Raw genomic sequence first — 16,474 nt, forward strand, 5'->3', positions numbered from 1 at the left:
CGATATAGGGGGAATACATGAAATTTGAAAAAGAAGTAATAAAAACAGGTTTAGAGAAAAAATTATTGGTTAAATACGGGAAAAAAATATCTGAAGGACAGGATTTTGAAATATATGACGCATTGTCTCAAACAATAATGGAAGAGATAGGTGGATCTTGGAAAGAGACTAAAGACCTATATAATAATGGAAGAGAAGCTTTTTATTTTTCTGCTGAATATCTAATGGGAAGAGCATTTAGTAATAACTTAATCAACTTAGGAGTATATGAAGGAGTTAAGGAGTTATTGGAAGAGTTAAATATTGATATCAATAAGATAGAGAGTGCTGAATCAGATGCAGGGTTAGGTAATGGTGGACTAGGAAGACTAGCAGCTTGTTTTATCGAGTCTATGGCAACATTAAACCTGCCTGGAACAGGATACGGTATCAGATATAAATTTGGGATGTTCAGACAGCAATTTGAAGATGGATTTCAAGTGGAATATCCAGATAACTGGTTAAAATATGGAGATCCTTGGAGCTTAAGAAAGGACAGGGATAAGGTAGAAGTAAGATTTAATAAAGATGAGAGTGTAATGGCAGTACCTTATGATACACCTATCATTGGATATGGAACTAATAATATAAATACCTTGAGATTATGGCAGGCAGAACCAGTGGAGGAACTAAATTTAGGTGAATTTAATGAACAGCATTATGTAGAAGCTATGAAGGAAAAAAATGAGGCGGAAAATATATCTAGAGTTCTGTATCCTAACGATGACACGAATGAGGGGAAAAAATTAAGATTAAAACAACAATATTTCTTTACCTCAGCATCATTACAGGATATTATTAAAAAATTCAAGTTGAAACATGGAACTGATTTTAGTATGTTACCGGATTTTACGAGTATTCAATTAAATGATACTCATCCAGTGGTAGCGATACCTGAATTAATGAGAATCCTAATAGATGTAGAAGGGTTATTATGGAGTGATGCATGGGAAATAGTTAGTAAAACATTTGCATATACCAATCATACAATCTTATCGGAAGCTTTAGAAAAATGGTATACAGAATTATTCAAAGAGGTATTACCTAGAATATACAATATAATTGTAAGAATTCATGTACAATTTCAAGAATTGTTGGAGGAAAAATATCCAGCAGACCTAGGAAGAAGAATGAGTATGGCAATAGTTGATGAGGATACAAACTTAATCCATATGGCTTGGCTTGCAATTTATGGTTCTTATGCTGTAAACGGTGTAGCGGCACTCCATACAGAGATATTAAAGAATGCAGAATTGAAAGACTGGTATGAACTGTATCCTGAAAGATTCCAAAATAAAACTAATGGAGTTACTCAGAGAAGATGGTTGTTAAAATCTAACCCTGAATTATCTGCATTGATTACAGAATTAATTGGTGACAATTGGGCTATTGATCTGAGTGAATTAAAGAAGCTGGAAACTTATGTGACAGATGAAAAGATATTAAACAGATTTTTAGATATAAAAAATACTAAAAAAGAGCAGTTAGCTAAATTCATAAAGGGAAATACAGGAGTAGATGTAGATACTGATTCTATATTTGATATACAGGTAAAAAGGCTGCATGAATATAAGAGACAAATATTGAATATATTCCACATAATGGATCTGTATAATAGAATAAAAGAAAATCCTGGGATGAAAATTACTCCTAAAACTTATATCTTTGGAGCTAAGGCAGCATCTGGATATTTCAGAGCTAAGGGAATTATAAAATTAATCAATGAAGTGGCAAAAACTGTAAACAATGATACAGATGTAGCTGGAAGAATAAAGGTTGTATTTGTAGAAAACTATAATATTTCACCAGCTGAACTTATATTCCCGGCAGCAGATGTATCGGAACAAATTTCTACTGCAGGAAAGGAAGCTAGTGGAACAGGGAATATGAAGTTTATGATGAATGGAGCTCCTACATTGGGAACTCTAGATGGAGCCAATGTAGAGATAGTTGAGGAAGCAGGAATCGAAAACAACTTCATATTTGGAATGAAGGTAGAAGATATAATAGAGTTAAAAAAATCCGGGTACAATCCAACTAAAGTTATGAATGAAACTAAGGGACTTAAAAAAGTAATGGATCAACTAATAGATGGAACTTATAGTGACGGTGACACGGGAATGTTTAAAGAATTATATGATGCACTATTAGTGGGAGCTTCTTGGCATGCACCGGATCACTACTTCGTATTACAAGACTTTGAAGACTATAGAACGGTTAGAGAGAGTATCGATGGTGCTTTTGAAGATAGATTAGGATGGGCTAAGAAAGCATGGATGAATATATCTAATGCAGGTAAATTTACAAGTGACAGAACAATAGCTCAATATGCAAAAGAGATATGGAAGATAGAGGGGAAAAGAATATAATTATACCTCTTGTATTTGACATGATTTTAAAAGTCTATGAATATTAAGATATTAGGGAGAGGAAAAGGTTATTAATTTAATCTTTTTCTCTTTTTTTAAAGGTGAAAAATAAATAAAATAGTAAAAGTAAGAAAGAAACTATCTAAAAAATGAAAAGTATTATATGAAAAATCTAGATGATGCCTATCTGTATGCAACGTCACGTTGCTTTTATTAAATTTTTTTGGAGGGATGTTATGAAGAAAAAACTGATAGCAGAATTTATTGGGACTTTTTGGTTGGTGTTAGGTGGATGTGGGAGTGCAGTACTTGCAGCAGGAATTCCTAATTTAGGAATAGGTTTTGTTGGGGTTTCCATGGCATTTGGTTTGACAGTTTTAACTATGGCATTTGCAATTGGGCACATATCAGGCTGCCATTTAAACCCAGCGGTTTCTATCGGACTCTGTATAGGTGGGAGATTTGAGAAAAAAGAGTTGCTGCCTTATATAGTTTCCCAAGTGTTAGGGGGGATACTTGGTGCAGGTGTTCTATACATTATAGCTTCAGGTTTAACGGGATTTGATCCGGCAGCCAGTGGATTTGCTTCAAATGGGTACGGAATCCATTCTCCTATGGGATTTAGTTTGTTAGCGGGATTAGTTACAGAAATTGTTCTTACAGCAGTATTTTTGATTATTATAATGGGAGCAACAGATGAAAGAGCTCCACAAGGATTTGCACCAATAGCTATAGGTTTGGGCTTGACTCTGATTCATTTGATAAGTATCCCGGTGACAAATACATCTGTAAATCCTGCTAGAAGTACAGCAGTTGCTATTTTTCAAGGGGGATGGGCTATAGATCAATTATGGTTATTTTGGGTAGCACCGATTATAGGGGCTATATTAGGAGCTCTGATATATAAAACTATGGAAGAAAAACAAAAATAAGATAGTCATGAATGCAAGGACACTAGTTGGTGGAAAAACAGTTGATAATTCTTGACTAAAATGCTACAATAATTGGTGAAAATATACATAAAATTAGGAGGGAAATATGCAAACATTTACAACTAGTGGAGTATGTGCTAAAACGATAGATTTTAAAATAGAGGAAGGTATTGTTAAGAGTGTAAAGTTTAATGGTGGGTGTGCAGGGAATGCTATCGGGCTATCAGCTTTAGTAGAGGGAATGAAAGTAGAAGATGTGGTTACTAGACTACAAGGAACTGAGTGTGGAAAGAGACCTACATCATGTCCTGATCAGTTATCTAAAGCATTAAAAGAATTTATTAAATAAAATTAGAAGGAGGTTTTTAGTTTATAAATACTAGAAACCTCCTTTAAATTTGTTATATTTTACAGAAAATATGGTAAAATTAAAAGAGTAAAAAAATATAATCATAAATTTCATAATATATTCTTTAGAGAAATCGTAATTTAAACTAATGTAGTTTTTAATCTTACATAAAAGAAATAGGAGGGATTAGATGAAATACATATATATTTATATGGGAATAATAAATTTTTTAACTTTTTTAATCTTTGGAATAGATAAATATAAGGCTAAAAAAGACTATTCAAGGGTATCGGAAAAAACGTTATTTCTCCTCTGTTTTATAGGGGGCGGAATAGGTGGATTTGTAGGGATGTATACCTTTAGACATAAAATTAGAAAATGGTATTTTAATCTGCTGGTACCCATATCCATAGTAGTAGGAGTTTATGGAGGATATTCTATTTATAAAGTTTTAATGAGTAACTAATGACTCAGCTGCCAATGGACACCAATTGGGATTTAAGATGTATAATGTACAATAAAGAAGAAAAATTAAAAGAATCAGTCACAGATTACACAGCTTAAAATCTTGGACAGGAAGTTCACAAAGAACAAAAAAAGAGTCTAGAAAGAGACGCTAAGACTTAGTGACCTTATTTCAAAAAACTTCGTGAGCTAAGTGCAGGGGTTTTATTCGTGAAATTCGTGACAAAAATAAAATTATAATTAGAAGGAGAGTATTAAAATGAAAATAGAGAATGGAAAAAAAGTAACTTTAGAATTTGTGTTGAGAGATGATAAGGGGAACTTATTGGATAAAACTACTAAGGGGGACGAATTAATTTTTACCTATGGTGATGAAGCTGTGGTTATAGGGTTAGAAGAAGCTCTTTTAGGGAAAAAAACAGGAGATAAATTTAATGTTAAAATAACTCCTAATAAAGGATATGGTGAGTACGATGAAAACCTTACGATCGAGATGCCTATAGAAGACTTTGACGGAATGGGCCTTTATGAAGGGTTAGAGTTTGAAGCTGACACAGATGAAGGAGTAGGAGTTTTCACTATAAAGGAAGTCATTTCAGAGGAAGATAAAGTAATAGTAGACGGAAATCATCCCTATGCAGGAATGACCCTTAATTTTGAGATAAAAGTAGTAAAAGTTAAGTAAAATAGTAACGTGACGTTGCATCCAGTTATGCTTAACTTAAGTCTTTAGAAACTTTAAATTTTTAAAAGATTATAAAATTTCTGGATAAGAAAATATAAAATTAATAATTGGTAGTTCTTGACTATTAATTATTAATTTTATTTAGATTTATGGTATAATATTTAGCAAATAAATTAAAAGAGGTGTTAGTTTGAGTTTAAAAATGGATATAATAGGATTGTTATCACAGTATGAGCATGGAAAATTTTCAAATATATTATTGAATGATTATTTTAAAGAACAAGAAACAGAGATTCCTGGGTTGACTCGTGGAGAAAAAGGATTTATCACTGAAGTATTTTATGGAACGATTAGAAATGTAATGTTTTTAGATTATTCAATAGATAAAAGAGTAAAAAGTATAGATAAATTATGGGTAAGAAACTTACTTAGATTATCTATGTATCAAATACACTTTATGGACTCAGATGATGCAGGAGTAGTATATGAAGGTGTAGAAGTAGCTAAGTTAAGAGGTGGAACATTCATCGGAAGTTTTGTAAATGGTGTACTTAGATCATTTATTAGAGAAAAAGATGAAGATATAGAAAAATTATTAGAAGAGGGAAGAGAAGACATAGTTTTATCGTATCCAAAATGGTTCTTTGATGAGATCAAGTGGGAACATAAGGAAAATTATTTAGAGATATTGAAGTCTTATAAAAAAATTCCTAATATCAGTGTGAAAATAAATAAATTAAACTATAATGAGGAAGATTTCTTAGGATTATTAGAGATAAAAGGTATAAAGATCTTAAAAAAAGTAGAGGATGTTTATTATATAGATTCAGGAATGATATTAGAAACTAGTGAATTTAAAAGAGGTCAAATTACAGTACAGGATGGATCTTCATTCTTAGCAGCTAAATATTTAGATCCTCAACCAGGTGAAAGAATATTAGATACTTGTAGTGCTCCTGGTGGAAAAGCCATGGCTATGGCAGAGATGATGGATAATGAAGGTGAGATCGTAGCTTTAGATATCCATGAACATAAGTTGAAATTAATAGAAAGCAGAACAAAACAAATGGGGATAGATATAGTTCATGCTGAGCTTATGGATGCTAGATTAGTAGAAAAAGAGTTTGGAACTGAGTCCTTTGATAGAGTATTAGTAGATGCTCCATGCAGTGGTTTTGGAGTAATCAGAAAAAAACCTGAAGTACTTTATACTAAGAAGATGAAAAATGTACAGGAATTAGCTAAATTACAGCTGGATATATTAAATGCTGCTGCTAAAGTAGTAAAAGTAGGCGGAACTCTAGTATATAGTACTTGTACTATCCTTAATAAGGAAAACCTTGAAAATGTAACTAGATTTTTAAAGACTAACCCTAACTTCGAGGTAGAAAAAGTAGAAATATCTCCTAATGTAAATGGAAGTTTTGATAAATTAGGTGGATTAAATATATTTGATGAATTCTTAGATGGATTCTATATGGTTAAATTAAAGAAAATAGAAAAATAGAATAATATGTAAGGGTGGATGTTATGTCTGCCTTTTCTTTATAAAAAGGAGATATTTATGATAGATGATTTAATAAAAGCAAACGAGTATGTGATATCTAAAATTAAAGAAAATGATGAAGTTATCCTTGAGATGGAAGAGTATGCAAAAGAACACAATGTACCTATTGTTACAAAGGAAGTGGCAGAATATCTTAAATTTATGATTAAATCTAATAAGAGTACAAATATATTAGAAGTTGGGACTGCTATTGGGTATTCAGGAAGTGTTATGCTGCAGGGGAATGAAGGTGTTACTATTACAACTCTAGAGATAGATGAGGATAGATATAATGAAGCCCGTATAAATTTTGAAAAGATGGGATATAGTTCTAGAGTAACTCAAATTTTAGGAGATGCTTTAGTAGAGATCCCGAAATTAAATGATACTTTTGATTTTATCTTTATCGATGCAGCCAAGGGAAAATATATGGATTTTTATAAAGATTCTTATAAGTTATTAAAAAAAGATGGGGTAATATTCATAGATAATATTATGTTTAGAGGATACCTATATAATGAATATCCTAAAAGATTTAGGACTATTGTTAGAAAGTTGAATGAATTTATTGAATATCTCCATGAAAATGAAAATTTTGTATTACTGCCTTTTGGAGATGGAATAGGATTAGTATATAAAGGGTAATAGGAAACTTTATATTTTCTATCCTTTAGTGTGATTTTTCTATTTAGATAAGAATGAACAGAGGAAAAATATTGTAATAGTAGTTGATAATAATTATTTAAATTATATATATTAATTTATAATAATTTGGAGGTATAATATATTATTACAATTAAATGTTGATAGAGGTTGCACTTGATATTAGTAGTTTAGTGGAGATGGTTGGTCTGTGAAACTAGATGAAAGGATTTTTTGCCGAAGGGTATTTTTTTAACAGGAAAATACTACTGGGGATATAATGAATAATTATATCACTGTCATTGAAGTTTTCAATGGAGCGCTATCTGAAGGTATTTTATTCAGATGAGCTTCCAACAGCTTAAAAAATAGAAGCCGACAGATAAAAATCTGTCGGTTTTTTTGTTATCTGAGAAATTATAGTTGGGGCATAATACCAGTAATTTATTTGGTAAATCTAAATTATGTCTATCTGGATGCAACGTCACGTTGCTTTTGTTTTAAAATTTTATTAAATTTGGGAGGGATAGTTATGAGGTTTGAAAAATATCATGGGTTGGGAAATGATTTTATTATTGTAGGTGAGGAGGAGATAAAGACAACTTTAAAATATTCTGAATTGGCCAAAAATGTCTGTAACAGGAAGACAGGCTTAGGTGCTGATGGGTTAATAGTCGTTTCTAAAGATGAAGATAATAATAATGAGATGATCTTTTATAATGCTGATGGGAGCTTTGATACTATGTGTGGAAATGGATTTAGATGTTTTTGTCTTTATCTAAAAAACCATAATTTAATAAATAAAGGTGAGTTAACTGTTAGAACAGGGGCAGGAATGTTAAAGGCAGAAATTATTAACAATAATCCTTATATGGTAAAAGTTAATATGGGAAGGGAAGATTATTACCATGAATCCATTAAATTGAGTTCTCAAGGGGAGTTGTTTAACAAAAAAATAAAGGTTGAAAATAAAGAATTTAATATAACTTCCTTATTTATGGGAACTACCCACACGGTAGTTTTTGTAGATGATATATCAAATGAATTTGTAGATGAATACGGTCCTCTTATAAATGATTTGGAATTTTTCCCGTTGGATACCAGTGTTAATTTTTGTAAGATCGAGGAGGGTAAACTGAGGATAAAAACATGGGAGAGGGGAGTGGGACGGACATTGGCATGTGGGACAGGAAGTTGTGCATCAGCAATTGTAGCTAAAAGGTTAAATCTTATGGGGAATAATGTAGTAGTTCAGCATTTATTAGGAGAGTTGGAGATTGAATTGGGAGAAGAAATTTATATGATAGGGAGTGGAGTAAAGGTAGCTTCTGGTTATTTTGAAAACCGAGAATAGAAAATCAGAATAAAATAAAAATAGGAATTTACCCTATCAGAGGCAAATTCCTATTTTTTTATATCACGTTATAATCTCCCTGTTCCATCTTGTGTTCTTCATGTCCTTCGATTTCATCCTGATGATCACCCTCAGAAGTAACCGTTCTAACGACATATTTGTTGAAGGAGTCGTTATAAAATTTATATTTATAACTGCCATCCATATGAGACATAACCCAAACTCCGCTGCAAAGAGGAGTTTCATCTCTATAAAGGGTCCAACTATCATAATCTTTAGTAACTGCATAATCACCGTTTGCAAAAATTTCAATCTCTTTTCCAAAACACAGTTCTTTCTCCTCATCCACTAGATGATGAATACCATGCTTATCACAATAAGTATAGTAGTTTTCATGATTTGGAACTTTTTCAATAGTTTTTATCTCTACTTCTGATATGTGATCCATCCATTTTTTCATAATGATACCTCCAGATTAGCTAAAATAACTTTTGTATGAGATTAGTTTTAATTTATAGACAGAGATCTTTCTATATTATAATAGATATGGGAAAAGTGTTAAAAATCCTTTAAAATTTAGATTTTAATTTGCTTTTAAAATCTGCTATAATTAAGTGTATGGTTTTGATGTTAATTGTATGTTAAATCTATATTAAAATAAGAAAAAGTAGGAGAATCTAAAGATGAAAACACTAAAAGAATGTATATTGACAGCTAAGGAAAAATATAAAGAGGATATATTTGTCAAATCAGCTTTAAAAAATTATACATATGATGAAATAATAAAGGACGTTTTAAAATGGTCTGGGTACCTTATCGAAAGAGGGGTAAAAAAAGGTGATCGAATTGGAATAATAACTCCTAAGTCTATAGAACAACTTAAATCTATCTATGCTGTATGGATGGCAGATGGAATTATTGTCCCTATAAATGAAAATAGCAGGGAGGCTGAATTAAAGTTTATACTAGAGGATTCAACTCCTAAAGTTATTTTAACAGTCTCTTCACTGGAGGAAAAAATAAAGGATCTCTATCCAGAGGCAGAGACTATTCTTTTAGAAGACTTTGATGGGTTATCTAAATATTCAGCCTATGAAGAAAGGTCTGGGATTGATTCAGAGGATACAGGAGCTCTTATATATACCAGTGGTTCTACCGGAAATCCAAAGGGCGTTATGCTCACTCATAAAAATTTGATTAGTAATGGAGAATCGATTGTTAAGATAAAAAAACTAATAACTGATGACTGCCTCTATTCTATCCTTCCCTATTGGCATAGTTTTTCTTTAGCTGTAGAAGTTATAGGATCTATAATGAGTGGCCTAAGCTTAGGATTTACAGAAAATCAGAGAACTTTTGTTGGGGATATTCCTCTTTTTAAACCCACTATAGTACTAGTTGTACCAAGAATACTGGAGATGATCAAAGGGAGTATAGAAAAACAAATAAAAAATGCTGGTTCAGAAGCTGAAGAGGGCTATCAAAAATTATTGCAGATTGCCCCACTTATAAAAGGTGATCGATATGATTCTACTCCCAATGAGGAATATAGACAGATCTATGATATCTTAGATAAAAGATTACTGGTAAAAATTAGATCTGTTTTTGGAGAAAATTTTAAAGAATTTATTTCTGGAGGAGCAGCACTTGATATAAACTTACAAAGATACTTTGGATATTTAGGACTACCGGTGATGCAGGGTTATGGACTGTCTGAGACATCCCCAGTTGTCAGTGTAGATGGTCTAGAGGATTATTGTTATGGAAGTTCAGGGAACTTATTGAAATGGCTCTTAGATCAGCCACTTGGAGATTTTACATTTTTAGATGAAATAGGAAATAGAGGAAAGGATCTCAAGGGAGAATTACTTTTAAAAGGAAGCTGTGTCATGAAAGGGTACTGGAATCACAGAGATGAAAGTGCGAAAGTGATAAAGGATGGGTGGCTTCATACTGGGGATATAGGTTATTATAAAGAGGAAAAATTATATATAAGTGGTAGAAAAACTAATATGATAGTTTTAAAAGGCGGAGAGAATATTCATCCTGAGTTTATTGAAAATGAATTGAAGAAATCAGATATTATAGATGATGTGATGGTTATCGGAGATGGATGTAAAAATTTATATGCATGTTTGACAGTCCCAGAAAATTATGATGAGGTACATGAAAGTGAACTAAATATCTTATTAAAAAGTGAAGTAAAAAGATTGACAAATCATCTGGTTTCCCATCAAAAACCGAGAGATATATTACTGATTCCTAGGTTTACAATAGAGGATGAAACTTATACAGGGACTATGAAAGTGCGAAGACATATGGTAAATAAAAGGGAAAACGAAAAGATCAATAGTTTTTTAGAAGAAGTTGGAGAAAAGAAAAAAATATAAAAAGGAAAGTAAAATAAATATGTAATACTTAAAGAGTAAGAATAAATTTATTGAGGTGTTTTTTATGAAAAAAGAATTTCTAGAAATATTGATGAAAAAAGATAATTTCCCATGTAAATTAGATAAAAAAGATGGAGAACTCCTAAAAAAATTCTTTAGAAAAGATATAAAATTTGAAGTTGATTCTGTAAATAGAAAAAAAGTCAACGATTTGGAATTTAGATACATTTATGAGGAGGGAGGGGTAAAATATATTCTTTTGGAGGAATATACTTTCAAAGAGGGAGAAACGTTTCTATCTTTGGAAAATTCCATAGGAGTAGATTATTATTTTAATAAAATATAGTTTTATTCTGTTGATGCTTTTATATTCTGGAATATGTTTTGCCAGAGATCCTCTACCTTCTCTAGAGGGCAGAATCATAAAAGTTAAGGAAGATAATTCACTCTTGGTTGTGATAGAGAGAGAATTTGGAATACCAGCGGGGTTTTATCGAAGACTGGAATTTGAAACAGGGGAAGAGCCCTATATAAATGTGGGGGTCAGCACGAAAATAATACCTTATTACGCAAAATTAAAGTATCTATTGGATCCAGAAGATCAATCTTCTCCCTATTATTTGTTCTCATTGGGAGTTAATTTAGTTGAAGGAGAGGACATAGCCTTTAATAAGGTTTTAAATGATTTATCGGAGATGGTAAATTATGGAATAGGTGTCGGTATTGCTTTTAAAGGTATTGAGATAGAAGTATTATATGGAAAATATAATTATCAAAATATTGGAATACCTCACCAAGATGAAAAAAGTTTGTATAGTTCAACAAAACTTACATTTGGCTGCAAATATAGATTTTGAGCACTTAGGTGCTCTTTTTTTCTAGACTTTTTACAGGTGTTATTGTATAATTTCAAAGGCTGTGTAAAAGTCTTGTAAACTGCGTGTAAAGGTTATGTAAAGCATGCGAAAAAAAAATTTAGAGGAGCAAATAAATGGGAGATGCGTTGAATATAATATTGAATGTAATTGGTGGATTAGGAATTTTCTTATATGGAATGGAAAATATGGCCAATGCAATGCAAAAGGTAGCGGGAGATAAATTAAAAAATGTAATTGCAATAGTAACTAAAAACAGATTTTTAGGTGTTTTAGTAGGTATAATAATTACAATTTTAGTTCAATCTTCATCTGTAACAACAGTTATGGTAATTGGATTTGTAAATGCAAGTTTAATGAACCTGACTCAAGCTTTAGGAGTTATCTTAGGAGCTAATATAGGAACTACTGCTGTAGGTTGGCTGCTTATTTTAAAGGTCGGTAAATATGGGCTTCCTTTAGCAGGTATCGGTGCTATCATAGGAATGTTTGCTAAAACTGAAAAGGGCAAAGAAAAATCAAAATTAATGATGGGAATAGGTCTGATATTCTTTGGAATGGAACTTATGAAAAATGGATTTGAACCTCTCAGAGCTATGCCAGAATTTGTTGCAATGTTTCAAAGATTCCACGTAACAGGGATAGGTAGTGCATTCTTAGTAGCTATGGTAGGAGCATTTTTAACTGCAATAGTGCAGGCTTCGGCAGCTACTTTAGGGATAACAATAATGTTAGCCAGCCAAGGATTGATAGATGCACAAACAGGTGTAGCTATCGTAATGGGACTAAATGTCGGAACTACTATCACAGCATTTTTAGCATCGTTTGGTGCTAAGGCGAATGCCAAAAGAGCAGCTTATGCCCATACGATCATTAATATCTTTGGACTTCTATGGGTACTTCCGATATATGGGATATACACTAAGATGATAGGGCATATTGTAGATCCTAATGTAAATATAAGTGGTTTCTTAGCAGCAGCCCATACAATATTTAATGTTACAAATGCGGTTTTATTTATATTTTTATTGACTCCGTTAGCTAATTTTTTGAAAAAAATAATTCCAAACGATGAAGTGAAAGCAAAAAAATATACACATCTAGATGTAAGAATGCTGGAAACTCCTACTTTAGCTATTGAACAAACAAAGGCAGAGGTAGCTTCTATAGGTGACGATATTAAGTTAGCTTTAGAGAAAGTTAAAACTGTTATAGAAAATAATCTACCAAAAAATTCTGATGAAATAGCAGAAGTATTCAGAATTGAAGAAAAAGTGGATATGGTTCAAAGTGAAGTGGCGGAATTAAACTCACAAATTTTAGGATTAGATATAGAACAGCACTTAGTTATGGTTACAAGGAAAAATATAGCTATCTGTGATCAGTATGAGTCTTTAACTGACTATGCTGAAAGAATTATGAAAGTATATGCCAGATTAAAAGAAAATGATTTAACTATCAATGAACATAAAAAACAAGATCTATTTATGCTGCATAATGCAGTAGTAGAGTTCTTTGAACTAGTAAACACTGCATATGTAACAAATAATGTAGATATAACAATAGAAGCTGTAAAAAAATCTACTGAGATTACTAATATGTATAGAAAAGCAAGAAAAGGCCATTTAGAAAGAATGGGTAATGATAAAAAACAGAGACCTATGCTGAGTACAGGGCACATGGATATGTTAAATCACTATAGACGTTTAAGTGATCATATGTTAACAGTAGTAGAGATAATGAATATATAGAAAAAACAGAGATTTTCCAATTTGTGGAGATCTCTTTTTTTTTTCTATGATTCGGAATTCGAAAAACGAAAAGACGGAAAACATACACTTTTTGAAATAATATTAGCATTATTTCGATTAATATGTTACACTATGATGTTAATTTAAATAAAGGTGGACTCAAATTGTATTGATTTTTAAGATCGAATGAATACCCACGTATGGAATAAATTGTTTGTAAAAGCATTATTATATAGCATAAAATTTGATCCTGCCTTAATAAAACATAAGGATGTGAAAAATGGAAAAAATGGTAGAATTTAAAAAATTAGGATTGTCAGACAAAACTTTAGCAGCGTTAGAAAAAAAAGGATTTGAAAAGCCAAGTCCAATACAAGCACTTACTATCCCAGCTCTTCTTAGCGGAGATAAAGATGTAATTGGTCAAGCGCAAACAGGAACTGGTAAAACAGCAGCTTTCTCATTACCTATCTTAGAAAAGATGGATGAAAACAAAAGAGGAGTAAAAGCAATAGTTTTAGCTCCTACAAGAGAATTAGCTATTCAAGTAGCAGAAGAGATTAACTCTTTAAAAGGTGAAAGAAGATTAAAAGTACTTCCAGTATATGGTGGACAAGCAATGGATCAACAGATCAGAGCTCTTAAAAGAGGAGTAGATATCGTAGTTGGAACTCCAGGAAGAGTACAAGACCATATCAGAAGAAAAACTTTAGTAATAGATAATTTAGATTTCTTTATCTTAGATGAAGCGGATGAAATGTTAAACATGGGATTCGTAGAAGATATCGAAACTATCTTAGCAGCAACTAACGATGATAAGAAGATGTTATTCTTCTCAGCAACTATGCCTAATGAAATTTTAAAAGTAGCTAAAAAATATATGGGTGAATTTGACGTAATGAGAGTTAAAGCTACTGAGCTTACAACTAAAAATACAGAACAAATTTACTTTGAAGTAAGAGATGGAGATAAATTCGAAGCTCTTTGTAGAGTTGTAGATGTAGAAGTAGACTTCTACGGAATCGTGTTCTGTAGAACTAAAAATGATGTAGACAATGTAGTTAGTAAGCTTATCGAAAGAGGATATGAAGCTGAAGGAATACATGGAGATATATCACAGGCTCAAAGAGAAAGAACTCTTAGAAAATTTAAAACAAAAAGCATAAATATCTTAGTAGCTACAGACGTAGCAGCAAGAGGAATAGATGTAAATGACCTTACTCACGTAATCAACTACTCTATACCACAAGAAGCTGAGGCATATGTACATAGAATCGGTAGAACTGGTAGAGCAGGTAAGAAAGGTGTAGCTATAACATTTGTTACTCCTAGAGAAATGGGTAAATTAAGCAGAATCAAAAGAGTAGCTAAAGCAGAAATTAAAAAATCAACTATTCCTGAAATCGATGAAGTTTTAAAAGCTAAGAAAGAAAGTTTATATGCTTGTGTAGGAGAGATAATTGCAGAGAAGGATTTCTCAGTATACTCTGAAATGGCAACTGAATTAGCTGTAGAAAGTAATCCTGTAGATGTAATCGCAGCATTATTAAGACATGTATATGATGATGAATTTGATAAGGAAACTTATAGAAAAATCAGAAACAACATGAGATCAAACGATAGAAATGATAGAAACGATAGAGGTGACAGAAGAGATAGAAATGATAGAGGTGACAGAAGAGATAGAAACGATAGAGGTGGAAGACAAACTTTAGATAACCAAACTAGATTATTTATCGGAATGGGTAAAAAAGATGACTTAGATGCTAGAAAATTATTAGCTATTGTTAATAAAGAAGCGAAAGTTCCAGGAAGAAAAATCAAAGATATCAAAATTATGAATGAATTTTCATTTATGACAGTTCCGTTTTCTGAAGCAGAGGATATTATCCATGCATTAAACGCTACTAGAAAAGGTGGAAGACCATTAGTAGAAAAAGCTAAAAACTAATATATTTTAGGGAAGGAGTTAATGCCTTCCCTTTTTTAATGTTTTATTTTCTAGGGATATAGTATATAATGTAAGGAGTATCACTTAAGAAATAAGAGTAGATTAATCGTTGAGGTCAGGCTTAAAAAATAAGAGGGAGTTGAAAAAATGAAAACGATAAAAATATTTATATTTAGTATAGTGATAATGTTTTTTTTAGGGATGGGGACATATTATTATGAGATCCATATGAAAAAAACAGGAATAAAAAAAGAGATTGAATTTAAAAAAGGAGAAAGTGTAGGAGCGTTTCTAAATAAAGTAGGGGTAGAGCAAAATATATATTTAAAGGTATATTTTAAGATATCAGGGATCTCTAGTGAAATAAAAGCTGGATATTATAAGTTAGATAGTGAATATACAATATCAGAATTTTTTAAGATCTTAAAAGAAGGACGTTCTGAGATGATTAGAGTGACTATTCCAGAAGGTTTTACAGTAGAACAAATAAAAAAACTCCTAATATCTAATAAGATGATTACTGAATCAGAATTCCAAAATATTTTAAAGGATATTAAATTTCCATATCTTACTCCTGATAATAATTTTGAAGGTTATTTTTTCCCTGAAACATATTATTTTGCTATAGGATCAAGTCCTAAAGTTATAATAGAGACTATGTTAGGGGAGTTTTTAAGAAAGTTTCCAGTAGAAGATTATGGTAGAACAGAAAAGGACAAGCAAGATTTCTATAAAAAACTGATCTTAGCCTCAATTATAGAGAGAGAAGCTGTATTAGATATTGAAAAGCCTATCATTGCATCAGTATTTTATAATAGGATAAAGAAAGGTATGAGGCTAGAATCTGATGCCACAGTAAACTATATATTCGGTTATGAAAAGAGAAGAATCTACTATAAAGATCTGAAGATAGAATCGCCGTATAATACCTATCGAAATCATGGTTTGCCACCAGCTCCAATTGGAAATCCTGGAGATTTAGCCATTGAAGCCGCTTTAAACCCTGCCAGTACAGGATATTATTTTTTTGTGGCTACATATGATGGGACAAATAGTCATCATTTTACAAAGACATATAGAGAACACGTAGAATATCAGAAACAGAATAAGAATAAACCAAAATAAA

The 16,474-nt window shown here is 31.6% G+C and carries 15 protein-coding genes and 1 riboswitch; of the genes, 14 read left to right on the forward strand and 1 reads right to left on the reverse strand.

All coding sequences use genetic code 11. The features are described 5' to 3' along the window. The first annotated feature begins 17 nt into the window (after nucleotides 1-17). From K337_RS0104770 to dapF, 8 genes are all read left to right on the forward strand, one after another. The gene (locus tag K337_RS0104770; RefSeq protein ID WP_028855593.1) at nucleotides 18-2,408 is read left to right on the forward strand and encodes a glycogen/starch/alpha-glucan phosphorylase; all 2,391 of its coding nucleotides are present in this window, start codon (nucleotides 18-20) and stop codon (nucleotides 2,406-2,408) included. 236 nt (nucleotides 2,409-2,644) lie between these two features. Further along, the gene (aqpZ, locus tag K337_RS0104775; protein WP_028855594.1) at nucleotides 2,645-3,340 is read left to right on the forward strand and encodes an aquaporin Z; all 696 of its coding nucleotides are present in this window, start codon (nucleotides 2,645-2,647) and stop codon (nucleotides 3,338-3,340) included. A gap of 106 nt (nucleotides 3,341-3,446) precedes the next feature. Beyond that, nucleotides 3,447-3,689: a TIGR03905 family TSCPD domain-containing protein gene (locus K337_RS0104780; RefSeq protein ID WP_028855595.1), complete on the forward strand. Its 243-nt coding sequence runs from the start codon at nucleotides 3,447-3,449 to the stop codon at nucleotides 3,687-3,689. Nucleotides 3,690-3,879: 190 nt separating this feature from the next. Beyond that, a complete protein-coding gene (locus K337_RS0104785) occupies nucleotides 3,880-4,155 on the forward strand; it encodes a DUF1294 domain-containing protein (RefSeq protein ID WP_028855596.1) in 276 nt (91 codons plus the stop codon). A gap of 258 nt (nucleotides 4,156-4,413) precedes the next feature. Next, nucleotides 4,414-4,839 carry an FKBP-type peptidyl-prolyl cis-trans isomerase gene (locus K337_RS17705; protein ID WP_037029476.1) on the forward strand — a complete coding sequence of 142 codons (426 nt, stop codon included), beginning with the start codon at nucleotides 4,414-4,416 and terminating at the stop codon, nucleotides 4,837-4,839. Between the two features lie 190 nt (nucleotides 4,840-5,029). Beyond that, the gene (gene rsmB / locus K337_RS0104800; protein ID WP_028855597.1) at nucleotides 5,030-6,346 is read left to right on the forward strand and encodes a 16S rRNA (cytosine(967)-C(5))-methyltransferase RsmB; all 1,317 of its coding nucleotides are present in this window, start codon (nucleotides 5,030-5,032) and stop codon (nucleotides 6,344-6,346) included. 57 nt (nucleotides 6,347-6,403) lie between these two features. Beyond that, the gene (locus K337_RS0104805; protein WP_028855598.1) at nucleotides 6,404-7,030 is read left to right on the forward strand and encodes an O-methyltransferase; all 627 of its coding nucleotides are present in this window, start codon (nucleotides 6,404-6,406) and stop codon (nucleotides 7,028-7,030) included. Between the two features lie 154 nt (nucleotides 7,031-7,184). Then, nucleotides 7,185-7,360: riboswitch (Lysine riboswitch) on the forward strand. Nucleotides 7,361-7,559: 199 nt separating this feature from the next. Then, complete coding sequence (gene dapF / locus K337_RS0104810) at nucleotides 7,560-8,381, forward strand: diaminopimelate epimerase (RefSeq protein WP_028855599.1); 822 nt, start codon at nucleotides 7,560-7,562, stop codon at nucleotides 8,379-8,381. Between the two features lie 58 nt (nucleotides 8,382-8,439). Here dapF and K337_RS0104815 read toward each other — a convergent pair whose 3' ends face one another. Continuing rightward, complete coding sequence (locus K337_RS0104815; protein WP_028855600.1) at nucleotides 8,440-8,841, reverse strand: hypothetical protein; 402 nt, start codon at nucleotides 8,839-8,841, stop codon at nucleotides 8,440-8,442. Nucleotides 8,842-9,064: 223 nt separating this feature from the next. Here K337_RS0104815 and K337_RS0104820 point away from each other — a divergent pair, with 223 nt between their 5' ends. The 6 genes from K337_RS0104820 (at nucleotide 9,065) to mltG (ending at nucleotide 16,473) form a co-directional block, all read left to right on the forward strand. Further along, the gene (locus K337_RS0104820) at nucleotides 9,065-10,771 is read left to right on the forward strand and encodes an AMP-dependent synthetase/ligase (protein WP_028855601.1); all 1,707 of its coding nucleotides are present in this window, start codon (nucleotides 9,065-9,067) and stop codon (nucleotides 10,769-10,771) included. 64 nt (nucleotides 10,772-10,835) lie between these two features. Then, complete coding sequence (locus K337_RS0104825) at nucleotides 10,836-11,117, forward strand: hypothetical protein (protein WP_028855602.1); 282 nt, start codon at nucleotides 10,836-10,838, stop codon at nucleotides 11,115-11,117. Nucleotides 11,118-11,127: 10 nt separating this feature from the next. Further along, on the forward strand, nucleotides 11,128-11,628 hold the full coding sequence (locus tag K337_RS0104830; RefSeq protein WP_028855603.1) for a hypothetical protein: 501 nt from the start codon (nucleotides 11,128-11,130) through the stop codon (nucleotides 11,626-11,628). Nucleotides 11,629-11,762: 134 nt separating this feature from the next. Further along, complete coding sequence (locus K337_RS0104835) at nucleotides 11,763-13,397, forward strand: Na/Pi cotransporter family protein (protein ID WP_037029168.1); 1,635 nt, start codon at nucleotides 11,763-11,765, stop codon at nucleotides 13,395-13,397. A gap of 280 nt (nucleotides 13,398-13,677) precedes the next feature. Next, entirely contained in the window at nucleotides 13,678-15,348 is a 1,671-nt protein-coding gene (locus tag K337_RS0104845; protein WP_028855605.1) for a DEAD/DEAH box helicase, read from the forward strand. A 147-nt stretch (nucleotides 15,349-15,495) separates the two neighbouring features. Further along, nucleotides 15,496-16,473, forward strand: coding sequence for an endolytic transglycosylase MltG (gene mltG, locus K337_RS0104850; RefSeq protein WP_028855606.1), 978 nt, complete (start codon nucleotides 15,496-15,498; stop codon nucleotides 16,471-16,473). Nucleotide 16,474: the final 1 nt, after the last annotated feature.

The sequence above is a fragment of the Psychrilyobacter atlanticus DSM 19335 genome, from assembly GCF_000426625.1.
Classification (GTDB): Bacteria; Fusobacteriota; Fusobacteriia; order Fusobacteriales; family Fusobacteriaceae; genus Psychrilyobacter; species Psychrilyobacter atlanticus.